We start from the raw sequence: 23900 nt of genomic DNA on the forward strand, positions 1-23900 counted from the left end.
GAATATGGTGACGACGTATCGCTTAGTTCGGCAGGTGCCGACGTGGAACTATCTCGTCGCCCACGCCCATGGGCGCATCACTGTTGTGGATCATGAGCGCTACGTACGTCGCAACGTCGCGAAGCTCACACATATGCATGAAGCCACGCAGCCGGCCCCGTGGAAGATGGGCGACGCGCGAAAGATTTCATCGAAACTATGCTCAAAGCTCAAAGCGATCCGTGGCTTTGGAGATCACCAGCCTGGTTGGGAAATCCAAACTCAGTCTAAACAAGAGGTGCGCGACATTCAGAACGCTACGGAAACGCCCAAGGAGCCAATGGGGTGGGACAAGCGATGCTCGAATCCGCAGCGGCCAAATCCGATTAGCTTTTACCTTCGTGAAGAATTGGGTTGCGCCGAAGCCGCTGTTCTGGACTGCCCAATGTTAACCTATGCGTTGCAGCTGAACACCTATTTAAAACATCTTGGCCCCAGTGCATTATTGGGACACAGATATACGGTAGGCATGTCGGCGCCGTCATGAGGCGTCAATCCTAAGCGGCAGGAACCCTTCGCCATCGACCATGAGATGGTCTGACCAGACGTAATCGCCCGTGATGTTGATATGGTCCCAGCCCAACGGCGAGAGCTGCGGGATTATCCGCTCATCGAATGCCGTTCCGCGCCGGCGCATCGCTTCGACGACGCGACCGAGATAGCGGCAGTTGAACAGGATGATGGCTGCGGTGACGAGGTTGAGGGCGGCGGCGCGGCTGGCCTGGTTTTCGTGCCCACGGTCCCGGAAACGCCCAAGGCGGTGGAAAGCCACTGCTCGGGAGAGCGAGTTCTTCGCTTCGCCCTTGTTGAGTTCGGCGGTGACGAGCCGGCGGAGCTCGGGATCCTCGAACCAGCGCAAGGTGAACAGCGTGCGCTCGATGCGGCCGATTTCGCGCAGCGCGGCGGCCAGACTGTTTTGCTGCCGGTAAGCGCTAAGTTTCTTCAGGATGAGCGACGGTGTCACCACCCGGTTCCTGAGCGCCTGGATTATCCTTTGAACATCCTCCCAGTGTGTCCGGATCAACCCGGCGTCGAGGCGATGGCCGAACAACGGCGCCAGTGGACCGTACCGCGCTTTCGGCTCGAACGCGTAGAGTTTGCGATCCGACAGGCGCGGGATACGGGGTTCGAAGGAAAGTCCGAGCAGGTGCATGACGGCGAAGACGATGTCCGACGCGCCACCACCATCGACATGAAGTGCTGCGACGTTCACGCTGCTCTCGTGACCGAGGATGCCGTCCAATGAATGGATGGCTTCTCCGGCGGTGCCAGCTATGACCTTCTGGTGGAGCGGCGCGTAACGGTCGGTGATCGTGGTGTAGATTTTGACGATCGGATCGCGGCCGTAATGCGCGTTGACGGCGCCGCCAGCTTCGCCGGGGCCGCCGAGATAAAAGGCCTGCCCGTCCGCCGATGCCCGCCACCCTTCGCCGAACCAGGCCGACAGCGGCTCGGCGTGGATCGCATCGGTGAGGCCGGCGAGTGCCGCCCGGAATGTGTCCTCACGCATGTGCCATGTCTGCATCCGCAATAGCGCCCGACGGGAGCCTGCTCCGCTTATCTCGGCCATGCGCGACAAGCCAAGGTTCGTCGCCTCGGCGATGAGCGTCGCCATGAAGGCGCGAATGTTGTCGGGTGGCAGACTGGTCGAGACGTGACCGAATTGACTTGTGAATCCTGTCCAGCGGTCGACCTGATCGAGCATGTCGGTAATCCGCACGCGCGGCATCAGCCGGTAGATGGCGGCGGAAACGGCGCCGGCGCCCTCGGCCTCGTTGTCCTTCTGCTCCTTCGGGAAACGGAGCTTGCCGCCGGTGAACATGGCCACATCCTTGCCCGACAGCCCGCGCGCCGTGGCAAGGAGGGCGGCATCGAGTTCGGCCGCGCGAGCCTCTATGTAGGTCTCGGCACCAACCACCGGAACGGTCGGCAGCCGCGAAGGGGGGAGGTTCGTTGCAGGCGAAGCCGGCGTAAGGAGCGTATCGAGCGAGCGATGGATTCGCGATGTCGGCACCCACACGTCACCGCTGGCGAGAGCGTTGGACAGTGCGAAGAAAGTGACGAGTTCGTAGTAGGTCCGGTCAACCGAACCCTCCTTGAAGACGTGTCGATACCAGCGTCTTTCGATATGGCCGAGAGGCAAACTCGCCGGTAATGACTTGCGCCAGTCACCGCCAAGGTCGCGCAGAACGGTAGCCGCTGAAAGCAATGGCTGAGACGCCCGACGCCCCTCGAACGTGAAGCTCGCCAGGAGTCGGGCGCCGATCTGCTTGAACACGCGGTGCTCGTGGGAAAGCTCGCCGAGTACGTCCGGCCTTCCGGGACGAATTGTACGCCGAATGATGGCGGCGTCGGCTTCGACGACGTCGAGCGCCGCGATCGCGGTGACGGCCGCTTTGATGTCGCCGTCTTTCCTCGCGGTCCTCACCAAAGCGTCCAGCACATCGGCGATGCGAGTCAGCCGTGTTCGGCCCTGTTCGGTGGAGGCGGCGATCGTCTCCTCGAGCCGCTTTCGGGCACGCAGGTTCGCGCGGCCGACGAGCGACTGGAACATGGTAAGCGCGCCATCGGTCAGCGCGATCCCGAGTTCGCTCAGCGTCGCCATCATGATGGTGTGCCGGCGGGCAGGTCCCATCTGCTGAAAAGCCTGCGCCGTATAGAGGCTGCCCTCCTTCGCCATCTGCGCCATGCGGGGCCCGAGGCCGGGACGCGAAACAACAACATCGCCGCCAATCGTGCGGACGAGGGTGAGCTTGTCGAGAAGTTCGAGAAGCGGCCTCCCACCGACCCTGGAGGGCGGCTCACGCAGCCAAGACAGCCGGCTTTGGCGGACATGTATCTTATCCGACAGAAGTGCATCAAGCTGCAGACGCTGCGCATCCGATAGAAGAGAATTGATCTCAGCTACCACGGCGGCATCGGCCGCGTGCATCGCCGCGGCGGCCATGCGCTCGACCACGCTGATGCCGGGAATAATGATCTGCTCGGCGCGCATCCGTTCGATCAGCCGATCGAGCAGCACGCGCCCGTCGGTCAAACCGACGGCTTCGCGCTCCGCCCAGGCGGCGAGTTCTGCTCGCGTCGGCCTGGTGAAATCCCGAAAACCATGACGCTGTTTGATCGCCGCCAGTTGTTCATATCGGGTGGCTCCACGTCGGGCGAACAAGGATATCGCTTCGGCATCGGCACCGACCTGTTCTGCGATATGATTGAGCATGATGCCCGGCAGGAATTCGCCGCGCCGAAGATATCGACCGGGGTAGCGCAGGCAACAGAGCTGAAGCGCGTAACCGAGCCGGGTCTCGGGCATCCGGCTTTGGGCGATCGCCGCGAGGTCATCGGAGGTGAGGCTATGATACCGGACGGTTTCATCTTCCCTGTCCGGCAATGCCAAAAGCTTCTCCCGCTGCGTCTTGGTCATCGATATCCGAGCCGGCATCGTTCATCCCTTCACAAACCACTTGCCTTACGACGTCATAATGAAAGAGGATTGTGAAAGGCTCTGCACCTAGATTCTCGTAGATGCCGGCGGCCTTCCATAAACGACCGTTTTCGAAAGGAACCATGGTGCTGATCGGCTATGCCCGGGTGAGCAAGGGGGACGACCAGTCGAACAAGGCGCAAGCCAAGGCTCTCGCCGATGCAGGTTGCAAGCGCATCTTCAAGGAAGAAGCGTCTGGCGGTCGCTGGGAACGGCCTGAATTACACAGTTGATGCTTGATCACTTGAGGCAGGGCACCGTTGTCGTCTGGAAGCTCGACCGCCTGTCACGCTCGCTCAAGGGGGTCGGAACAAGAGCAGTGCGAAATCGTACGCTAAGGGCGAACGGATCGTGAACTCTACTGTAGTCCGGCTGTGCAGCATCCGATCCCTGTGGATTGCCATCGCAGGGCACCAATTTTGATTTCTTCGCCCCTCCGACTCGACAACGCTCCCGGCAGATTAGTCGTGGATGGAGTTGGGCGATGGGTAAACGGAGGCTTCTCAAGGTTCAGGATCGACAGAGACTTTTCGATACACCAACCGATGAGGACGGCCTCATCCGACACTATTCGTTGTCGTCGGCTGACAGGCTTGAAATTGGACTTCGCAGACGAGAACACAATCAGCTCGGATTTGCCGTTCAGCTCTGCTTGATGCGATATCCAGGCAGGGTGTTGGCGACCGATGAAACGCCGCCTCGCGCAATGCTAAAGTACGTTGCTGAGCAGATTGGCGCCGACGCTGGAAAGTTTGCGCTCTATGCACGCCGTGAAGAAACGCGTCGCGATCACATTGCTCGCTTGATGGTTTATCTGGCCGCGCGGAGCGCGACGGGGCAAGACCGTAGAGCTGCGCTGTTGGCTGCAATTCAGGCGGCCGCGATCTCCGACGACGGTGGCGCGATAGCGAGTGCTACTGTCTCCATGTTTCGTGAACGCGGATCTCTTCTGCCGTCAATTGACACGATCGAACGGATCGGTCTTGCCGCCCGCGCCATTGCCCGTCGGCGGGCGGAGAGAGCGCTGATCGAAGAAATTTCGGTCGATACGCTTCAATCATTGGATAAGCTGTTGGAGGTTGACCCGGCCATCGGGCAAACGCGCTTTCATTGGCTGCGATCAGCGCCGGATGCGCCAGGTGCGTCAAACCTGGTCGGGCTGACCGAACGGATCGCGTTCCTGCGCAAGCTAGAAATCGATCCGAAATTGCAGATGCGCATATCGTCTGGACGGTGGGATCAGATGATCCGTGAGGGCAACGCCACACCGGCATGGCTGGCCAACGACTTCAATGCCAGCCGTCGACATGCGCTGATCGTGGCGCAGATTATCAAGCTCGGCCAGAAGCTCACTGACGATGCAGTGTCGATGTTCATCAAGCTGATCGGCCGGCTGTTCTCGCAAGCCAATAACCGCAAGAAGCAGCGGCACATGGACTGCAGGCCGGATACGGCCAAAGCGCTACGCATGTTCCTGGACACGATCACAGCCCTGCAGTCCGCGAACGATTATGGCCGCAACGCATTGGAGGTTCTCGATCAGGAAGTTGGATGGCACCGGTTGCTTCGGATGAAGCCTGAGCTTGAGTCGATGGTCGAGGATAACGAGGCGTCGCCTTTGACCTTGGCGGCCGAGCAATATGCGACCGTCAACAAGTACGCCGGTGCGTTCCTGCAGGCGTTCACATTCCGCTCAGCGCGCCGCCATGATCCCCTTCTTGCGGCGATTTCGCTGCTGAAACGGCTCTATGCCGAGAAGCGGCGGAGCCTTCCGGATCGCGTCCCGGTCACCCACCTCAGCCAAGCTGATCGACGACTAATCCTCGGGCAGGAGAAGCCCGATCGCCGTCTCTATGAGATTGCTACGCTCGCGGCTTTGCGAGACCGCCTTAGATCCGCGGACATTTGGGTCGACGGCAGCCGATCTTTCCGACCGATCGACGAGCACCTGATGCCGCGGTCAACGTTCACAATCCTGAAAGATGAAGGTCGCCTCGGACTTGGTGTCCAAGAAGGCGGTGCGGCGTGGCTTACCGAAGCGCGGCAGATGCTCGACTTCAACCTGAAGCGCCTGGCGCACAGGGCACGATCCGGGAAGCTCGACGGTGTTCGCCTTGAAGCTGGTACCTTGATCGTCACGCCGACCGCCGGCGAGGTTCCCGCTGCAGCCGAGGAACTGAATGCCGAGATCAGCGAGCTTTATCCGTTGGTCGAGGTGCCAGATCTCTTGAGGGAGGTGCATGAATGGACCGGCTTTGCGGATTGCTTCACCCATGTTCGCACGGGCGACACTCCGAGGAATGTCTCGGCCATGCTGGCTGGCGTACTGGCCGATGCAACCAACCTTGGTCCTAAACGGATGGCCAGCGCGTCCAAAGGGATCAGCGCTCACCAGATCAGTTGGATGCGCACCTTCCATGCCCGGTCAGAAACCTACCGTGCGGCCCAGGCCTGCGTGACGGACGCACACACCCGCCATCCGCATTCTCGCCTTTGGGGCAATGGCACGACGTCGTCATCTGATGGCCAATTCTTCCGAGCAAGCGACCGCGCCGCAAAGCGCGGAGATATCAATCTACATTACGGCAGTGAGCCCGGATCGAAGTTCTACAGCCATCTGTCAGATCAGTACGGCTACTTCAGCATCTTGCCCATCAGCCCGACCGAAAGCGAGGCCGCCTTTGTGCTCGACGGATTATTCGATCAGGACACAATCCTCGAGATACAGGAGCACTTCACCGACACCGGCGGCGCGAGCGATCACGTCTTTGGGCTATTCGCTCTGATCGGCAAGCGGTTCGCACCGCGACTGCGCAATCTCAAAGATCGGAAGTTCCACACGTTTGAGAAAGGCGATGCATACCCGGCGCTGTCGAACCACATCGGAGCGCCAATCAACACCACCCTGATCCTCGATCACTGGGACGATCTGCTTCATCTGGCGGCATCGATCACCACCCGTGCCGTTGTGCCCTCGACGATCCTGAAGAAGCTCTCGGCATCACCGAAGGAAAGCCAACTGGCCAAGGCTCTTCGGGAACTCGGCCGCATCGAGCGGTCGCTATTCATGATCGAATGGTACTCGAGCTCGACACTGCGCCGGCGCTGCCAAGCCGGCCTCAACAAGGGGGAGGCAGCGCACAAACTCAAACGCGCAGTCTTCTTTCATGAGCGTGGCGAACTCCGCGACCGGTCGTTCGAAAGTCAGGCATTCCGCGCATCGGGGCTCAATCTTGTCGTCAGCGCGATCGTCCACTGGAACACGGTCTATCTCGACCGCGCGGTCACAGAGCTCAAACGAGCGGGAAGGAACATCCCAGATACGCTGTTGAAGCATATCTCGCCGCTGAGTTGGGAGCACATCAACCTGACAGGTATCTACACCTGGGATAGCGAGCAACATCTCCCGGAAGGCTTCAGGTCGCTTCGCCTCCCGCCAGGGCTACGCCGTGCCGCATAACGTTCCTGCTCCGTTCGACCTTAGCGTACGAGGCCTTTATCAACCAAAGACCGCAATATCCTTGTGACCTATGGCCTTTCATGCGATTCTTCGGGCTGGTCTAAGGAGGTGAGAATGCCTGAAATACTTGCAGCGCTTTCCAACATTCGGACTGTTGAAGAAATGATCGCGGCCTTCCGGGATGAGCAGCATTGCCGTCGGTTGCTGGAAAGCATGGTGTGGCCGGATGGCCGGATCTGCCCCGCCTGCGGATACAAACGCTCGATTGCGCTTGCCGGTCGCGATACCGGCAAGCGTCGCGCCCGACCGGGTCTTTATCAATGTTCCAGCGGCGATTGCCGGTTCCAGTTCACGGTGACGACACACACGCCTCTGCACTCCACGAAGCTTCCCTTGCGTGTTTGGCTGAAGGCCATGTGGCTGTTACTGCAATCCGACAAGGGCTTGTCGTCGGTGCGCCTGGCCGAGGCGCTCGGGGTGAGCCAGCCAACGGCCTGGCGGATGGGACATGCACTGCGTCTCATGGTGGCGCGGGAGAACATGCTCGCCGGCACGGTGGAGATCGACCATTTCCATCTCGGTGGAAGGCCCAGAAAGAATCCCGACGACCCGCCTCCGGGCCGCGGCCGGAAAGGCCAGGCGAATACGGACAAAACGCCAGTCATGGCAATGGTGCGGCGCCCGAGTGACGTCATGCCTGGCACTCTGGCCGGTGACGCGCGTGCCGCGGTCGTGACCAGTCTCTCGGCGCGAGCAAGCGAACGCGTCATTGAAGCGCAGATCGAATTGGGAGCTCATTTGATGAGCGACGAGTGGAAGGCATTCATGGCCATTGGTAGAGCTTTGCCAAGCATGAGACAGTGAAGCATTCCAGCGGTGAGTATGTGCGCGACGCCGTCCACGTCAATTCGGTCGAGGGCTTCAACTCCCGCGTCCGCCGTACCATCGCCGGCGTCTTTCATCATATCAGCCCGCAGCATGCCGACCTGTATTTCCACGAGGTCGGCTTCCGATGGTCGCAGCGCGTCGTCACAGGAAACGTCATTCGCAAAACCCGGCATGGCCGGGAGAGCGTGCGAACCTTGTGGTCGCGCGTGCCGCCTGCGCTGCAATTGACGAATGTTTTTCGCACCGCCACGGGTCGTCAGATGCGCCGAAGCCCGGATGGCGGCATCATCATCAAATCAGCCGTCGCTGTCTTTGGTTGATAAAGGCCGCGTACGATTTCGCACTGCTCTTGTTCCGACCCCTTGGCGCGATCCGAGGGCAGGATCGGCGGCCGCCGCAAGAAGCTCAATCCAAAGAAACGGCTGGAAATCGCCGAGAGCGTCTTGTCCGGACGCAAGTCAGCCGCTGAAATGGCGCGGCTCTACGAAGTCAGCCAGCCAACGGTATCGAGAATTATAGCCGAGCACAGACGGAAGGTGGGAAAAGGCCATGCCCAACAGCCATGACCTCAAGGGTCTGATGAAGTTCCTCTCCCGCGACGAATGGCGTGATTGTTTCGAAGACACTCTCGACGATCATTTCGGGCCGGTTCTCGACGCCAGCAACATGGAGTTCGATGATCTGGCCGAGATGCTCGGCGATCATTGGGCAATGACGCTTTGGGGCTGCGCCTTCGAGGATTTCCTCACTCAGGATTTCGACGTCGAGGGCGGCAATATCGCTGACGACTATCTGAAGCGGCGCGGTTGGAAGGAAGGCGCCCAGGCAAAAGCTTATATGAAGGCGCTCCGGACGTCGGTCATGAGCCTCTACGAAGTCAGCGACATCGTGTCGGGCAAATCCCTGATGGCCCGCGATCTCATCCGCGGTGGTGATCCTGTCCTGGTCAGCGAGGGCACTGCCACGAAGACATTGCAGCAATGGGACAGGGTTGCGGCCAGAGTCGTTCCCGTTGCGGGCAAGAACATCATTGGCGGAGGATTGCTACCGTTCACACCGGAAGCTTCCGACGCGCTGTTCGATGGTTTGCGGGCGATCTTTGGCAAGGGTCGGTCCAAAAAACTGCCCGTACCAACAAACGAAGAACTTCAACAGGCCGCGCCGGTATTTACCCTCTCATGGCTGTTCGACACCCTGGATCGGACGATGCGGATGGAGCAGACCACCTTCGAGAATGGCGACGGCGACGCAATCATCTTCCACGATGTCCGCTTTCCGCTGGCATCCGGGATCACCCCGAAAGAAATCACCGCCCAGTTGAAGACAGTCCCGGCTCTGCGACAGGAGAACGCGAAATTCTGGAACTGGCTTGGCGACATCCCGAAGGGAAGGCTCAAGGCCGGCAAATCTGGAAACCTCGCATGGGACACTTCCATGGAGGACGGCGCGCGGGTGCTGGGCAATGTGGAACTGAAGGGCCGCTTCCTGCACCTGTCGACCAATTCCGCCGCCCGAGCCGAAAAAGGAACGGCGCTGATGCAGGGGGCGCTGAACGATCTGGTTGGAAAGCCGCTCACTGAAATCCGTACCGTCGAGCAAATGATGGCCGAAAGGCCCGTCCACAAGGATACGGCTCGTCCGGAGCTGCCACCCGAGATCGCCAGGTCGCGAGAAGGCCGCCGAATGGCTCAAATATCTTGAAAACCGTTCTTCAAGCCAGCCTGACCCCAACGATCCCATGGCGACCTATGATTTCCAGTGGATCAGGACCGAACTCGGTATCGAAAATCTCCGCCGATAATCGCTACCGTATATCTGTGTCCCTATAATGTACTGGAGCCATCTTGGATGATCCTCGTGCAGGGCGCCGTAAGCTGTGACCAGACTGCAGCCACGGCACGTGGCATTTTCTCGGCAACAACGAGGTCCGTTCGGTTGAGAATGGCCCGAAAATCCATTTAGCCGCGCCGCACACCGCTGGGCGCCTCACCGAAATGGTCACGAAAACATTTTGAAAAATGCGATGATGAGACGAAGCCGCAAGCAACTGCCACCTGCAGCACGGACATATCGGTTAATTCGAGTAGTTGGCGCGCCCGCGCCAATCTTAGCAAAAGATAGTATTGCATCGGCGTCGCCTTGAGATGGTGAAGAAAGAGGCGCTGGATTTGCCTGCAAGAAAGGCCCTGCTGTTGAGCAATAGCGCGAATCGACAACGGCTCATCTACAGAATTTTCCATGATGCGAATGATGCGGATCAGCTTTTCGCTCGCGCCGCTGAAGCGAAGCCCAAGGGGAGCTGATTGGCAGCTTTCCCCCTCGCGCCATCGATCGGCTGTGAGGAAACGGCAGACTGATCGCGCGACATCGGCACCACATCGGTGTTCTACTGAGCTGATCGCGAGATCAAAGGCAGCAAATTCGCCGGCGCAAGTGACTATTCCTTTTTGCTCGACGAAGAGAGCGTCAGTCAGCTTGAGGCCTTCAAATGTCTCCGAGAACGCTGCCATCGCGTCCCAATGGATAGTGCAGCGCGTGTCTGACAACAGACCGGCCGCAGCAAGGACCCATGCGCCGGTACCAAGTCCGTAAAGCCTCACATTGCGACGCGCACAGAGGCGTAGAAGAGACACCAGTGGTGCTGATTGATAGTGTTCGATTCCCTCGCCCGTGCAAACCACGATGCCATCGGGTAAACGTTTTGATTTCAGAAGCTTGGCTTCCTGGTTAAGGCTTGCATCCACGCACACTCGGACGCCGCTGGCACACATAACAGGGGTGCCGTCGTCGCTTATCAATCTCCATCGAAACCGCTCGCGACCGGACAATCTGTTTGCGTACCGCAATGGATCGATGAACGACGACATACACAGTTGTGAAAATCCGGGAACAAGGACTATCAAGAATTCCGTGATTCCATCAGCCAAAGGCATGAAGGCCGTGGCATCTAAGCTTACGCGATCCAATCTCCGCTCGCTGACAAGTCGGTTGTTTATTAAGTTCATCCTGTCACCGCTCAAATTTTGTGGCATACCGCCAGAGGATGCCGTCGTTTCCTAACCTCTAGCGAGAGGATCGAACCAAGCCATCTTTCTCGCTTCAGCTGCCTGAGAGCGCCTTTTCCAGCTCCGGCAGGATGACGAAGAGATCGCCGACCAGGCCGTAGTCGGCAACCTGGAAGATCGGTGCCTCCTCGTCCTTGTTGATTGCGACGATGACCTTCGAATCCTTCATGCCGGCAAGGTGCTGGATGGCGCCGGAGATGCCGACCGCGATGTAGAGATCGGGTGCGACGACCTTGCCGGTCTGGCCGACCTGCCAATCGTTCGGCGCATAGCCGGCATCGACGGCAGCGCGCGAGGCGCCGACGGCGGCACCGAGCTTGTCAGCGACCGGCAGGATGACTTCCTGGAACTTTTCCGCCGAACCCAGCGCACGGCCGCCCGAGATGATGATCTTGGCCGAGGTCAGTTCCGGACGGTCGGTGTCGGAAAGGTTGTTCTCGACAAAGGACGATACACACGGGTCGGCTGCCGCCGAGATAATCTCGACGGCAGCCGCATTGCCTTGGGAGGCGACGGAAAATGAAGCGGTGCGCACGGTGATAACCTTTTTGGCGTCGGTCGACTGCACCGTTTGGATCGCGTTGCCGGCATAGATCGGCCGCTTGAACGTGTCGGGCGAGACCACTTCGATGATCTCGGACACCTGCGCGACGTCGAGGAGCGCCGCCACGCGCGGCGCGACATTCTTGCCCGACGAGGTCGCCGGCGCGATGATGGTGTCGTAGCTGCCAGCCAGCGAAACAATCAGCGCGGCCAGCGGTTCGGCGAGGCGCTCGGCCAGTTCGTCGGCCTCGGCGAGCAGCACCTTGCTCACACCCTTGAGCTTGGCGGCGGCATCCGCTGCCGGCTTGGCGCCCTTGCCGGCCACCAGCACATGCACGGCCGAGCCAATCTGCAGGGCCGCCGACAGCGCCTTGGCGGTCTGGTCGGAAAGCGTTGCGTTGTCGTGTTCTGCGATGAGGAGGATGGTCATTTTTCTGTTCCTTTCCCGATCGCTTACAGCACGCCGGCTTCGTTCTTGAGCTTGTCGACCAGTTCGGCGACGCTCTTGACCTTGACACCCGCCTTGCGGCCGCTGGGCTCCTCGGTCTTGATCACCTTCAGCCGCGGCTTGACGTCGGCGCCGTAGTCGACCGGGGTCTTTTCGTCGAGCTGCTTCTTCTTGGCCTTCATGATGTTGGGCAGCGAGGCATAGCGCGGCTGGTTGAGGCGAAGGTCGGCGGTGATGATCGCCGGCATCTTCAGTTCCACCGTCTGCAGGCCGCCGTCGACTTCGCGCGTCACCTTGGCTTTGTCGCCTTCGAGGACGATCTTGGAGGCGAAGGTGCCTTGCGCCCAGCCGAGCAGGGCCGCCAGCATCTGGCCGGTCTGATTGGAATCGTCGTCGATCGCCTGCTTGCCGAGGATGACGAGGCCGGGCTGTTCGGCGTCGACGACGCCCTTCAGCACCTTGGCGACGCCGAGCGGCTCGGTCTGCTCATCGGTCTTGACCAGGATGGCGCGGTCGGCGCCCATGGCGAGCGCGGTGCGCAAGGTTTCCTGCGCCTGCTGCGGGCCGATCGACACGACGATGATCTCTTCGGCCTTGCAGGCTTCCTTGAGCCGGATCGCCTCTTCGACCGCGATCTCGTCGAACGGGTTCATCGCCATCTTGACGTTGGCGAGTTCCACCGCCGAACCATCAGCCTTGACGCGAACCTTCACATTCGCATCCACAACCCGCTTCACGGGCACAAGCACTTTCATCGATTTTTCCTTTATTCACCCAGACGGCGCGGCGGCTGTACGAACGTACTGCATGAGGTTGAAGTCGGGTTTTAGAAACAGTTCACGCCGGAGCTCGACACGAGCTCCGAAGAGCCGGCGCGCGGCCATATGCGTTTTTGCGTCATTCATCGTGTCGACGGCCACGGCCAAGCCGTCGCGAAAGTACCAAAACGCCGAAGAGCCCGCTTCCACGGACACCGGGAGGATATCATCGTAGTCAAGCGCCAGACCAGCTGTTTGCAACTTGATGTCGTATTGGTCGCTCCAAAACCAAGGGACAGGCACGTATGCCACCGGTCTGCCCAAAATGGCATTAGCGACGACACTGCCCTGCTCGATGGCGTTTTGTACCGATTCGAGGCGGATTAGCCGGCTGCCAAAAGGAAAAGCGGCACAATCACCAGCCGCATAGATGTCGGCGTCGGAGGTCTGTCCGAATTTGTCAACAACGATGCCATTCTCGACTATCAGGCCGGTTTCCGTGGCGAGCTCAGCATTCGCCATGCCACCAATCGCAACCAGCACCAAATCGGCAGGGAGCATCCTCCCGCTTTGCAAAGATACGCTCGAGACTTTGCCGCTGTCCCCGGAAAATCCTGACAGCTGCTCATTGGTTAGGATCGTCGCACCGTGGCGCACATGGAGTTCTTCGATCGCTTGAGCTGTTGGAGCGCCTGCGACGCGCTTGAGGACCCGGTCAGCCATTTCGACAATGGTGACCGCATTGCCCATGCGAACAGCAACCGAAGCAACTTCCAGCCCCACATAACCGCCGCCAACGACGACGATGCGCTTTGCATCCGCTAACGCGCGCCGAAGACGATCGGCGTCAGCGATGCTCCTCAGGGTCAGTATCCCGTCCCGGCCGTGCGTCATCGCATCCGGAAGGGTTCGTGCCCGCGAGCCTGTGGTTAGAACGAGCTTGGTATAGGAATAACTTCTGCCATCGGATGTTTTAACACTTCGGTTGTTGCGATCCACGGAGTTAACCCGGGTGCCCCGCTCCACGACAATTCCAGCTTTTGCGAAGAACTCCTGTGGACGAAACTCCAATCGGTCCGCTGTTGTCTCGCCCTTCAGGTAGGCCTTGGACAGCGGTGGCCTTTGGTAAGGCAGCCATGGCTCATCACCAAGCATGGTAACGGCGCCCTCGTAGCCGGAGTCGCGTAATCTTACGGCACATGAGAGCCCAGCCTGCCCCGTGCCGACAATGACAACATTGTCCTGCATATGTCTTCCTCAGGGAATGCTTCGTGCTCTATGCTGCCAGCAGTCTTGTGGCAGCGTGATCAATTGCTTCTTTCGTCCAGGCCAGATCACTGTCAGTCAGGGCAAGGGATGGGTAGATCTTACCCGGCGACTTGAAAATTCCCTTCTCACGCAAGGCAGTATTAAATCTACCGGCGGCCGCGGAATTGCCTTTCGCGACGTCTTGATACGATTTCACGGTTTGCTCTGTGAAGACCACATCAAACAGCACTGGATCACCGACGATCTGGTAAGCGATACCGGTTTGGTCGAGCGAATTGCTGAGCATGCCCATGACGCCTACGCCATATCCGCGAAGACGGTCGTAGCTGCCAGGCCGACGCAGGATCTCCAAGGTTTTTAGTCCGGCCACAGCGGCAAGCGGATTACCGTTTAGCGTCCCGATCTGAAGGGTGAACCCATTCTTCCCAACAGCTGCTTTGTCGAAGTGGGCCATGATCTCCGTCTTCCCCGCAACCGCTGCAAGCGGAAGGCCGCCTCCGATGATCTTGCCCAAGGTGCATAAATCGGGCACCACACCGTATCGCTCCTGAGCACCGCCGTAGGCTAGGCGGAAGCCGGTGACCACTTCGTCAAAGATTAGAACGATGCCTCGCTTCGACGATTCCTCGCGCAACGCCTCGAGAAACCCTGGCGCCGGTGGGATTAGACGCTGGAGCGGCTCTACGATGATTCCGGCAATCTTAGAGCCATGCTCGTCCAGGAATTGACGCACGAATTCAACGTCATTAAATGGCGCGACAAAGACGCCGTCCCAGACTTGCTCCGGAATCCCGGCCGAGTCTGGAACGCCGTTGGGATAATTCTCAATTCGGTCCGGAAAAACGCTGATAAGCGCTTCAGACGACATCCCGTGATAGCCGCCCTCGAACTTTAGTATTTTATCGCGACCAGTATGGGCTCGGGCGAGACGCATAGCGTACATATCCGCCTCGCCGCCTGTCGAAACATATCGAAGCTTTTCTGCGCAAGGCACCGCCTCACAGATGATTTCCGCAAGTTCGATCGCATGCCTGTTGCTGGCGAAGAAGGTGAGCCCCCTCGTCGCCTGCTCGCGAATGGCCTCGATGACCTCGGGGTTGTCATGACCCAGAATCATAGGTCCCGAGCCTATCAAAAAGTCGATATACTCCTTGCCATTTTCGTCCCAGACGTGAGCGCCATGGCCTTCTCGTATGACGATGGAAGGATCAAAATTTCCAAATCCACCGCCAGGCAACACTGCCTTCGCTCGGCTCACCCAATCGCTTTGTGTGGCGCTAGCATTCACGACGGTGTCAAGCATGTGCAGCAACCTTCTTGGTCGGGCTTGATCTTTCCGCGTCAACCCGTGGATGTTCATTGTTGGGATCGAAGGCGGCGTCACCCAGAACCGTCGCCGCTCGAGGCTCGCCGAGCACCATGACCTGCAAATTCGTTCCTGCCTGCGCAGCTTCGGGAGCGACGTAGGCAAAGGCCAGGATTTTCCCGGCAGTCGGGGAATAAGCAATGGAGCTAACGGAGCCGACCTGCCGATCACCCAGCAAGACAGCTTCGCCTCCATTTCCATCGGACACGCCGTCGGCTTCGATCGCGAGATAAGCGCAAATCCAGTTCGGTCCTCTCTCCATTGCTTCCAACGTCGCCTGCTTTCCGGCAAAATGAGGCTTGTCCAACTTAACGAAACGCATGACGTCGGCCTCTGGAAGCGTCACTTCATTGGTCAATTCACCTGCTCCCTTGAACATCTTTTCCAGGCGCATGACGTTCATTGCGAATGAGCCGTAGTCGACTAAGCCGAAGGCGCTGCCGGTAGCATGCAGGGCGTCATAGATAGCCGGCAGGCTTTCTCTAGAGGCATGGAATTCCCAGCCCAGCTCGCCCGCATAGGACATGCGAAACGCCCAAACCTTCTGCCCGGCGACTTCGATTTCTTGAGCCGTCAGCCAGGGAAAAGCAGCATTTGTAAGAGCAGCCTCGGTATTCGGTCCCAGAATATCACGTGACCGTGGCCCGTTAAGCGCAAGCGCCCCCCAACGGTCCGAAAGATTGGTGATAGTCACGGTTTCGTTCGCCGTACGCGCAAACGTCAGGTGGTCCAGGAGGCGCTGTTCGAAGAAGGCAGCGCAGGTGAAGTAGAAGCTGTCATCCGCCAAGCGAACGATCGTTGTTTCCAGCTCGATGCGCCCTCTATCGTTGAGCAAATGCGTGAGAGCAATTCGGCCGGTTTTCGACGGGAGCCGGTTCGGTATGAGTTGATCAATGAACCCGGCAGCATCCGGGCCCGACACCTGAACCTTCGAGAAGGCCGAGATATCCATCAGGCCGGCACATTCGCGCACCGCGCTGACTTCCTTCTGAACGAGCGGAAACCAGGCGGGCCGTCGAAACGAGTAATGGTCTTTCTGCTCAAGGCCGTCCTTCGCGAACCAGCGTGGGCGTTCCCAACCATAGACTTCTTCAAAGACAGCGCCGCGCCTCTTAAGACGGTCGTAAAGTGCGCTGGGCTTGACCGGCCGCCCATCATGACGGTTGAGGTGCGGGAAGGGTATTTCATGGCGCAGAAGGTAATCTTCTTTTGCCTTGGTGACCTGATAGTCTGGATCGGCAAACTTGCCAAAACGCCGTGGGTCGTAGTCGCGCATGTTGATGTCGGCGGCGCCGTGAACCATCCAGCGGGCCAGTTCGCGCGTCAGCCCTGGCCCCCAACCGATGCCAATCTGACAGCCGCAATTGAGCCAAAAGTTCTTAAGTCCTGGCGCGGGGCCGATCAGCGGGTTCCCGTCCGGGGGGTGAGAAATGGCACCATGCACGGCCCGTTTGATGCCGAGCTGGGAAAGCACGGGCATCCGACCCATCGCATTTTCAAGCCAAGGCATGATGCGATCGTAATCAGGCTCGAACAGCTCATGCTCGGCTTCCCATGGACAGCCTTCGATCCAAACAGCATTGGGCTTCGCCTTTTCGTAGATGCCGATCAGGCCAGATTTCTGCTCCATCCGGATGTAGCCGGATACCAACCGATCATCCCGAACGACAGGAAGCTCCTTCTCCAGCGTCATGAATTCCGGAACCGTGTCCGTTATCAAGTAATGGTGGGTCATGGAGGTGGTGGGGACATCGAGCCCAACCCATTTTCCAACCTGGCGCGCGTAAGTGCCGCCCGCGTTAACGACATGCTCGCAAACGATCTCGCCCTGTTCCGTAAAGACGCGCCATTCGCCATTGGGCTCTGGCTTTACGTCCAAGACCCGACATTGGCGAACGATCTTAGCCCCGAGCTGACGTGCACCTTGCGCAAGTGCGAATGTGGCGCCGGAAGGGTCAACATGGCCGTCATCGGGCGTGTACAGCGCCGCCTGCACGCCTTCGAGATTATAAAAGGGATGAAGCTGTCTGATGCGCTCCAGGTCTACCAATTCCATGGTGAAGCCCAGCGCCTTTCCGACGCTCAGGGTCTGACGGAGCCAGTCGAGCTCGTCATCCGTATAAGCCAGCCGCAGAGACCCACAGCCATGCCAGGTCACAGATTGTCCGGTCTCTTTTTCGAGCACCTTGGAATAGAGATCGATATTGTAGCCGACGCATTTGCCGAGGGAAAAACTCGACGTCGAATGTGTGATCTGCCCAGCGGCATGCCAGGTCGATCCCGACGTCAACTCGGCCTTCTCCAACAACACGATGTCGGTCCAGCCTTCATGCGCGAGGTGGTAGGCAAGGCCGCACCCCATGATGCCCCCGCCTATGATTACTACCCGCGCGTGAGATATGCTCATTGTCGTCTCCCGAGAAAACTGCCTGTAGACAGGGCTATCGAACAAGTGTACGATTGTCAAGGATGAAACACATGACTGTACCAAAGGTAAAAACAGCCACAATGGTTCTCGACGCTCTGACGAGCCGGCTATCTACATTCACTCCCGAGTTGCAAAAGGCAGCTGCCCACGTGCTCGAGAATTCGAACATGATCAGCATCACTTCGATTAGAAGCATGGCGCAAGGCGCGGACGTAAAGCCCAATACGCTGGTGCGAATGGCGCGCGCGCTTGGTTTTGAGGGCTACGAGGATTTTCGAAAACCCTTTCGCGAGCAAGTGATGCGCGGACGCGAGGATTTTCCCGATCGGGCCCGCTGGCTGCAGTCGCTATCCAAAGGCGGAAAACTGGCCAGCCTCTACAGCCAGATGGCATCGACGTCGATCGAGAATATCGAAGGTCTGTTTTCGGGAACGAGCGCCACCGAGATCAAGCAACTCGCGGATGCCATTGTAAAGGCGCGCACCACCTACGTCTTGGGCTTGGGCTTTGCCAGTTCGGTTGCCCGAAATTTCGCCTATCTGGCAAGCATGGCAGTGGACAGCGTCGTTGCGATTCCACGCGAGGGATCCCTTCCTGTGGACGGGTTGGTTCGCGCCGAGAAGGGTGATCTCCTGATAGCGATGACGTTCAAGCCGTACCGGCGCGAGGTTGTCGAGGCCGTGGAGTTGGCTCGCGCCTATGGCATCAAGGTCGTTGGCATCTCCGATAGTCCCGCGTCGCCTATCCTGGCCCGCGCCGACCAACGTTTCGTCATCCCGACCGACACGCCACAGTTTTTCCCGTCGACCGTTGCCTTGACGGCGCTTTTTGAAACGATCGTTGCTTTCGTGGTGGCTGAAGCGGCGGCCGACGCAGTCAGTAATATAGAGCGGTTTCATAAGCGCCGCTACGAGCTTGGTGTCTATTGGAAAGAGGAACCACGATGAACGTTTCGTCCGAGCCGCCGAAACCCCTGCGATCGCTGGAAGCGCGGTACTATACCGACCCTACCATCTTCGCCAAGGAAGAAGACGGACTTCTGAGCCGGACGTGGCAATTCGCAGGCCACTCCTCTTTGGTGGAGAAACCTGGCGACTACTTCACCTTTGAGCTCGCAGGGCAGAACCTGTTTTGCATTCGCGACAGAGATAGCCAGGTCCGCGCTTTTTATAATGTATGCCAGCATCGCGCGCACGAACTGGTACGGGGAAGGGGAAACGCTCGGCTTCTGGTATGCCCCTACCACGCCTGGACCTATGAACTCACGGGCAAGCTGCGAGGCGGTCCCAACGTCAATGCCGTCCCGGGGTTCGATCGCAACGACATCTGTCTGACGAGCGTGAAAGTCGAACTGTTTTGCGGATTCGTTTTTGTCAATCTCGACCCGGACGCCAAACCGATTGACGAGTGGTTCCCAAAGGTTCGCAAGGAGCTAACGGAATTTGTCCCTCACATCGACCAGCTGAAGCCTCTGGAATGGGTTGAGATTCCTGAAAGCTGCAACTGGAAGGTATCGATCGAGAACTATTCCGAATGCTACCACTGTGCTCTAAACCATAAGACGTTTGCTACCGGGGTTATAAAGCCCGAAACATATGACATCCAGCCTCAGGGCTATTGTCTGCGTCATACTACCGAATGCCAGAATCTTGACCGAATGAGTTATCCTATTAACCTCGACGCCAATGCGCGCGCTGGAGAATATTCCTCCTGGTTTCTTTGGCCGACATTTTCCTTTCAGGTTTATCCCGGCAACATTCTCAACACCTATCACTGGCGCATCAAGAATGTCGACGAAGTCGTCGTCTGGCGTGGTTGGTATACGATCGACGGAGCCGAGTCCGACATCATCCGAAAATTGGCGATCCAGGACAGGGCGACAACCGTCGAAGAGGATATCCATATCGTCGAGGCCGTCCAGCGTGGCTTGCACAGTCGCGGATACAGACCGGGTCCGCTCGTTATCGATCCGAACTGCGGTGTGAACTCCGAGCACTCGGTACGAATGTTGCAGCGGTGGATGCGTGAAGGTGTCGATGTCTGAGATCAAGGCCTATTGGAAGAACTACATAGATGGTGAGTGGGTCGACGGCGGTGCGGGGGATCTCACCGTTGATGATCCTGCAACCGGAGAGGCGCTTGCGCAGCAAGCCCTGGCGAGCGCGCAAGACGTTGATCGCGCCGTAAAGGCCGCCAAGGCCTGTCATGAGTCAGGCGCGTTGACAGAAATGCGCCCCGTGAAGCGGGGGCGAATGGTGCGGGCGATGGGCACCTATCTGCTCGATCGTATCGATGAGATTGCCTATGTCCTATGCCGCGAAGCGGGCAAACCGCTTTGGGAGGCCCGCATCGAGGTCGAAGGGGCGGCTCGATATTTCGAGTACTACGGCAATCAGTGCGAAACGATCGAAGGTCGTTCCATACCCCTCGGAGACAGCTACTACGATTTCACGGTCTACGAACCGTTCGGCGTATCCGCGCATGTCGTCCCCTGGAACTATCCACTCGAGATGACCGCTCGCTCGTTGTCGGCAGCTCTGACAGCAGGCAACGCGTGCGTTGTAAAGACGCCTGAGCTCGACCCTCTGACCAATTCGTTCATCGCAAAAGCCGCCGAGTACGCGGGGCTGCCGCGGGGGGCGGTGAACATTCTCTGCGGCTTGGGCCGCGAGGCCGGCGGGACCCTCGTGAGCCACCCCGACGTAAATCAGATCGTTTTCACCGGCTCGGTTCCGACAGGGGTTAGTATCGCGTCCGCCGCCGCAAAAAATGTGGTTCCATGTGTGCTTGAATTGGGCGGTAAATCCGCCGCGATCGCTTGGCCCGACGCGAACCTGGACAACCTTGTGTCGAATGTTCGTTGGGGGATCTTCTTCAACGCAGGCCAGGTGTGTTCTGCTATGTCCCGCCTGATCGTGCATGAGGACGTGCACGACGAAGTTGTCGAGCGAGTTGCGGATATGGCGCGCTCCATTTCAGCGGGTCCTGGCGCCGATAGGCTCGAATTCGGTCCCAACATGGGCGCCATGATTTCGGACTCACAGCGCAATCGAGCTGAGTCCATGTGCCAGCAAGCCGAGCGGCAGGGAGGGCGTGCGGTTGTCGGTGGCAGGCGCCTCAACCGTCGAGGATTTTTCTTGGAGCCGACCGTGTTTGACAACGTAACGCCGGATATGTCGATCGCACGGGAGGAAGTCTTTGGGCCTGTTCTCTCGGTTTTGAAGTTCGGCACCGACGACGAGGCGGTGCGCCTGGCGAACGGTACCGATTATGGCTTGGTCTCCGGCATCTTTACGGCAGATGTCGATCGCGCAATGAAGACCGCCCGGCGCTTGAGAGCCGGACAGGTGTTCGTCAATGAGTGGTACGCCGGCGGCGTCGAGACACCCTTTGGCGGCTACGGCAAATCGGGCTACGGCCGCGAAAAAGGCCGCGAGGCGCTTTGGAACTACCTGCAAACCAAAAACATCGCGATTGCCATTCGGTAGAGGAGAACTCCATTGCAACAGGATTTGTTTGACGTCGGCCTTGCCAAGCGCAAGGCGACGTTAGGAGCGAAGTACGTCGAAGCCAATCTTGCTGCGGCTGATGATTTCACCCGGCCCTTTCAAGAAGCGATGACCGCTTGGTGCTGGGGTTTCGGTTGGGGAGATGAAGCGATCGATGCGAAAACGCGATCGCTGATGAACCTCGCCATGATCGGCGCTTTGGGCAAAATGCATGAATGGGAAACCCATTGCCGCGGCGCCATTACCAATGGCGTCTCAATGAACGAAATCCGCGCTGTTATCCACGTTGTCGGCATCTATTGCGGCGTTCCGCAGGCGCTCGAGTGCTTTCGCGTTGCCCGCAAAGTGCTGCAGGAGCAAGGAATGCTATGAATATCACCAGCATTACCGTCTGGCAGGTAGACCTGCCTCTTTCGAAACCGTATTGGCTGTCGGGAGGACGGCTCCGCTTCGACAAGCTCGACAGCACGTTCGTCCGGATCGACACCGATGACGGCATATCGGGTTGGGGTGAAGGATGCCCCTGGGGGAACACCTATCTGCCTGCCCATGGGCCTGGTATTCGCGCTGGAATAGGAACACTGGCGCCCTCTCTATTGGGCCAGGATCCTTGCGCGCTCGACGCCATCAATCGCACGATGGACGTTGCCTTGCCTGGCCACCTCTACGTCAAATCGGCACTCGACATGGCGTGCTGGGACATACTGGGGCGCGTTTCTGGAATGCCTGTTTGGCGGTTGCTTGGAGGCGACAAAGCCGACCCGGTTGCCGTCAACTCGTCTATTTCTACCGGATCGAACGACGAGATGATCGCGCTGATCCGTCAGGCCTACGAGCATGGATATCGGACGCATTCGGCGAAGGTTGGTGGCAGTGACCCTGTCGTTGACATCTCGAGAATAGAGGCAATCGAAGCGGCTTTGCGTCCAGACGAAACTGTCACCTATGACGTGAACCGCGCCTGGCTCCCTGCGGTCGCGGTTCAAGTCCTGAACAATGTCGCCTTGCGTGGATGGGTAGAGCAGCCTTGCGAAACCCTTGCGCAATGCGCGCAAGTGGCAAGCCGGGTGAAACAGCCTATTATGCTCGATGAGTGTCTGCATACCTTCCAGGATCATCTTGATGCATGGAAGCTCGGTGCGTGCGAGGGCGTCAAGGTGAAGCCTAATCGCGTTGGCGGGCTGACCAAGGCAAGGCAGATTCGCGACTTTGGCGTGTCTGTCGGCTGGCAGATGCATTTGGAGGATCTCGGGGGATCCGCCCTAGCCGACACGGCAGCCATACACCTTGCGTCCTCCACCCCGCGCGAAAACAGGCTGGCGAGCTGGCTTTGTCATCACCATCTGGCCGTCGATCCTGTTCCAGGTCAAGGGGCGCGGAACGTCAAAGGCTATGCTTCGCCCCCCTCGGCCCCTGGCTTAGGAGTGATTCCCGACGCCGACCGGCTTGGGACACCAGTATCGACGTTCTATTGATCCGGGAGACTTACGTGAGCTCACAATCCGTGATGCGTGCCGTTGTACTGACTGGCCACGGCGGCCTGGATAAACTCCACTATCGTGAAGATTGGCCCATTCCGGCGCCGGCCGCTGGGCAGGTTCTGATCAGAGTCGGTGCCTGTGGTTTGAACAACACGGACATCAACACTCGCACGGCCTGGTATTCCAAATCGGTAACAGAGGGAATTACGCCATCGACCGGCAGCGATGGCTTTGCCAACGCTCGATCAGAGGAAGGAAGCTGGGGTGGTGCGCCGGTTCGGTTCCCTTTGATCCAGGGCGCTGACGTCGCTGGTACCATCGTTGGTGTCGGTGCGGGGGTGGATCTCGCGCGTGTTGGTGAGCGGGTTATTGTGGATCCCTGGTTGCTTGGCACCGGTGATTGGATGGACCTTGCCAATGCGATCTATTTCGGATCGGAGTGCGACGGCGGCTTTGCCGAATATACGGTCGTACGCTCCGGCAATGCGCTGCGTATCGACACCGACCTTTCCGATGCCGAGCTTGCAACATTCCCCTGTGCGTACACCACGGCCGAGAACCTGGTGGCGCGAACGGACCTTCGTCCCGGTGAGACAGTGGTGATCGCGGGAGCTTCGGGGGGTGTCGGGTCGGCCGCGGTTCAGTTGTGTCGGCTGCGCGGAGCGCGTGTCGTTGCTATAGCGAGCCCGTCGAAGGTGGCCAGCCTTAGGGAACTCGGCGCATATGCGGTAGTCGATCGAAACACGCCTTCTCTGTCTGACGCTATCCGGTCGGCGGTAGGCGGCCAGGTCGATGTCGCGATCGACGTCGTCGGAGGCAAGATTTTCAGTCATCTCATTGAGGCTTTACGCCAAGGAGGACGGTATTCCAGCTCTGGTGCCATTTCAGGGCCTACAGTCGAGTTCGATTTGCGACAGCTCATCTACAAGGATCTGCAGCTCACCGGCGCAACAATTGTACCACCTGGCACGGCCAAGCGACTTGTAGGCCTCATTGAGCAGGGGCTGCTGAAGCCACTTCTGGCAGCGCAGTACCCTCTGCGAGAGCTCCCCCAGGCGCAGCAGGCGTTTATGGATAAACAGCACGTCGGGAACATCGTGGTCACCACGCACTAGCCGCGAGTCTCCAACGGAGGCTATCGGCCCCTGTAACTTCAGCCGCCACC

Annotated in this window: 16 protein-coding genes and 3 pseudogenes; 12 read left to right on the forward strand and 7 right to left on the reverse strand. The window is 58.9% G+C overall.

From position 1 onward, the window contains the following. Positions 1-4: 4 nt before the first annotated feature. Positions 5-526 carry an FMN-binding negative transcriptional regulator gene (locus tag ACZYHG_RS36650; protein WP_464615528.1) on the forward strand — a complete coding sequence of 174 codons (522 nt, stop codon included), beginning with the start codon at positions 5-7 and terminating at the stop codon, positions 524-526. Here ACZYHG_RS36650 and ACZYHG_RS36655 read toward each other — a convergent pair. Next, on the reverse strand, positions 521-3460 hold the full coding sequence (locus ACZYHG_RS36655) for a Tn3 family transposase (RefSeq protein WP_464615487.1): 2940 nt from the start codon (positions 3458-3460) through the stop codon (positions 521-523). The genes ACZYHG_RS36650 and ACZYHG_RS36655 overlap by 6 nt on opposite strands. A gap of 143 nt (positions 3461-3603) precedes the next feature. On the opposite strand from ACZYHG_RS36655, the pseudogene ACZYHG_RS36660 reads away from it, so the two are divergent. The 5 genes and pseudogenes from ACZYHG_RS36660 to ACZYHG_RS36680 form a co-directional block, all read left to right on the forward strand. Next, positions 3604-3821, forward strand: a pseudogene (locus tag ACZYHG_RS36660) (recombinase family protein); the annotation flags it as partial. A gap of 183 nt (positions 3822-4004) precedes the next feature. Beyond that, positions 4005-6980 (forward strand): Tn3 family transposase, encoded by a 2976-nt coding sequence (locus ACZYHG_RS36665; RefSeq protein ID WP_464615482.1) that lies wholly within the window; start codon positions 4005-4007, stop codon positions 6978-6980. Positions 6981-7094: 114 nt separating this feature from the next. Then, positions 7095-8188 (forward strand): annotated as a pseudogene (locus ACZYHG_RS36670) (IS1595 family transposase). 45 nt (positions 8189-8233) lie between these two features. Next, positions 8234-8434, forward strand: a pseudogene (locus tag ACZYHG_RS36675) (recombinase family protein); the annotation flags it as partial. Positions 8435-8558: 124 nt separating this feature from the next. After that, on the forward strand, positions 8559-9569 hold the full coding sequence (locus ACZYHG_RS36680; RefSeq protein WP_464615488.1) for a DUF7986 domain-containing protein: 1011 nt from the start codon (positions 8559-8561) through the stop codon (positions 9567-9569). Between the two features lie 257 nt (positions 9570-9826). On the opposite strand, the gene ACZYHG_RS36685 is transcribed toward ACZYHG_RS36680, so the two are convergent. The 6 genes from ACZYHG_RS36685 to ACZYHG_RS36710 all read right to left on the reverse strand — a co-directional run bounded on the left by ACZYHG_RS36685 (position 9827) and on the right by ACZYHG_RS36710 (position 17724). Beyond that, entirely contained in the window at positions 9827-10834 is a 1008-nt protein-coding gene (locus ACZYHG_RS36685) for a GlxA family transcriptional regulator (protein WP_464615489.1), read from the reverse strand. A 133-nt stretch (positions 10835-10967) separates the two neighbouring features. Further along, a complete protein-coding gene (locus ACZYHG_RS36690) occupies positions 10968-11906 on the reverse strand; it encodes an electron transfer flavoprotein subunit alpha/FixB family protein (RefSeq protein WP_464615490.1) in 939 nt (312 codons plus the stop codon). Positions 11907-11929: 23 nt separating this feature from the next. Beyond that, positions 11930-12679, reverse strand: coding sequence for an electron transfer flavoprotein subunit beta/FixA family protein (locus ACZYHG_RS36695; RefSeq protein ID WP_464615491.1), 750 nt, complete (start codon positions 12677-12679; stop codon positions 11930-11932). A 15-nt stretch (positions 12680-12694) separates the two neighbouring features. After that, positions 12695-13930 carry an NAD(P)/FAD-dependent oxidoreductase gene (locus ACZYHG_RS36700; protein ID WP_464615492.1) on the reverse strand — a complete coding sequence of 412 codons (1236 nt, stop codon included), beginning with the start codon at positions 13928-13930 and terminating at the stop codon, positions 12695-12697. 28 nt (positions 13931-13958) lie between these two features. Further along, positions 13959-15254, reverse strand: coding sequence for an aspartate aminotransferase family protein (locus ACZYHG_RS36705; RefSeq protein WP_464615493.1), 1296 nt, complete (start codon positions 15252-15254; stop codon positions 13959-13961). Beyond that, positions 15247-17724, reverse strand: coding sequence for an FAD-dependent oxidoreductase (locus tag ACZYHG_RS36710; RefSeq protein WP_464615494.1), 2478 nt, complete (start codon positions 17722-17724; stop codon positions 15247-15249). The genes ACZYHG_RS36705 and ACZYHG_RS36710 overlap by 8 nt, the downstream gene beginning before the upstream one ends. Positions 17725-17786: 62 nt before the next feature. Here ACZYHG_RS36710 and ACZYHG_RS36715 point away from each other — a divergent pair, with 62 nt between their 5' ends. From ACZYHG_RS36715 to ACZYHG_RS36740, 6 genes are read left to right on the forward strand one after another with little or no spacing between them, the layout of a single operon-like run. Continuing rightward, positions 17787-18692, forward strand: a complete 906-nt coding sequence (locus ACZYHG_RS36715; protein WP_464615495.1) for a MurR/RpiR family transcriptional regulator — start codon at positions 17787-17789, stop codon at positions 18690-18692. Continuing rightward, positions 18689-19789: an aromatic ring-hydroxylating oxygenase subunit alpha gene (locus ACZYHG_RS36720; protein WP_464615496.1), complete on the forward strand. Its 1101-nt coding sequence runs from the start codon at positions 18689-18691 to the stop codon at positions 19787-19789. The genes ACZYHG_RS36715 and ACZYHG_RS36720 overlap by 4 nt, the downstream gene beginning before the upstream one ends. Next, positions 19782-21233 carry an aldehyde dehydrogenase family protein gene (locus ACZYHG_RS36725; RefSeq protein ID WP_464615497.1) on the forward strand — a complete coding sequence of 484 codons (1452 nt, stop codon included), beginning with the start codon at positions 19782-19784 and terminating at the stop codon, positions 21231-21233. The genes ACZYHG_RS36720 and ACZYHG_RS36725 overlap by 8 nt, the downstream gene beginning before the upstream one ends. Positions 21234-21245: 12 nt before the next feature. Next, entirely contained in the window at positions 21246-21626 is a 381-nt protein-coding gene (locus ACZYHG_RS36730) for a carboxymuconolactone decarboxylase family protein (RefSeq protein ID WP_464615498.1), read from the forward strand. Continuing rightward, entirely contained in the window at positions 21623-22729 is a 1107-nt protein-coding gene (locus ACZYHG_RS36735; protein WP_464615499.1) for a mandelate racemase/muconate lactonizing enzyme family protein, read from the forward strand. Before ACZYHG_RS36730 ends, ACZYHG_RS36735 begins: the two co-directional genes overlap by 4 nt. A gap of 32 nt (positions 22730-22761) precedes the next feature. Next, the gene (locus ACZYHG_RS36740; protein ID WP_464615529.1) at positions 22762-23850 is read left to right on the forward strand and encodes an alcohol dehydrogenase family protein; all 1089 of its coding nucleotides are present in this window, start codon (positions 22762-22764) and stop codon (positions 23848-23850) included. The last annotated feature ends 50 nt before the right edge of the window (positions 23851-23900 follow it).

The sequence above is a fragment of the Mesorhizobium subarcticum genome (genome assembly GCF_055456085.1).

What these genes read in the sequence shown, in the direction of transcription:
- ACZYHG_RS36650 (WP_464615528.1), top strand. Translation starts at nt 5, where the DNA reads ATGGTGACGACGTATCGCTTAGTTCGGCAGGTGCCGACGTGGAACTAT.
- ACZYHG_RS36655 (WP_464615487.1), bottom strand. Translation starts at nt 3,460, where the DNA reads ATGACCAAGACGCAGCGGGAGAAGCTTTTGGCATTGCCGGACAGGGAA.
- ACZYHG_RS36665 (WP_464615482.1), top strand. Translation starts at nt 4,005, where the DNA reads ATGGGTAAACGGAGGCTTCTCAAGGTTCAGGATCGACAGAGACTTTTC.
- ACZYHG_RS36680 (WP_464615488.1), top strand. Translation starts at nt 8,559, where the DNA reads ATGCTCGGCGATCATTGGGCAATGACGCTTTGGGGCTGCGCCTTCGAG.
- ACZYHG_RS36690 (WP_464615490.1), bottom strand. Translation starts at nt 11,906, where the DNA reads ATGACCATCCTCCTCATCGCAGAACACGACAACGCAACGCTTTCCGAC.
- ACZYHG_RS36695 (WP_464615491.1), bottom strand. Translation starts at nt 12,679, where the DNA reads ATGAAAGTGCTTGTGCCCGTGAAGCGGGTTGTGGATGCGAATGTGAAG.
- ACZYHG_RS36700 (WP_464615492.1), bottom strand. Translation starts at nt 13,930, where the DNA reads ATGCAGGACAATGTTGTCATTGTCGGCACGGGGCAGGCTGGGCTCTCA.
- ACZYHG_RS36705 (WP_464615493.1), bottom strand. Translation starts at nt 15,254, where the DNA reads ATGCTTGACACCGTCGTGAATGCTAGCGCCACACAAAGCGATTGGGTG.
- ACZYHG_RS36710 (WP_464615494.1), bottom strand. Translation starts at nt 17,724, where the DNA reads ATGAGCATATCTCACGCGCGGGTAGTAATCATAGGCGGGGGCATCATG.
- ACZYHG_RS36715 (WP_464615495.1), top strand. Translation starts at nt 17,787, where the DNA reads ATGAAACACATGACTGTACCAAAGGTAAAAACAGCCACAATGGTTCTC.
- ACZYHG_RS36720 (WP_464615496.1), top strand. Translation starts at nt 18,689, where the DNA reads ATGAACGTTTCGTCCGAGCCGCCGAAACCCCTGCGATCGCTGGAAGCG.
- ACZYHG_RS36725 (WP_464615497.1), top strand. Translation starts at nt 19,782, where the DNA reads ATGTCTGAGATCAAGGCCTATTGGAAGAACTACATAGATGGTGAGTGG.
- ACZYHG_RS36735 (WP_464615499.1), top strand. Translation starts at nt 21,623, where the DNA reads ATGAATATCACCAGCATTACCGTCTGGCAGGTAGACCTGCCTCTTTCG.
- ACZYHG_RS36740 (WP_464615529.1), top strand. Translation starts at nt 22,762, where the DNA reads ATGCGTGCCGTTGTACTGACTGGCCACGGCGGCCTGGATAAACTCCAC.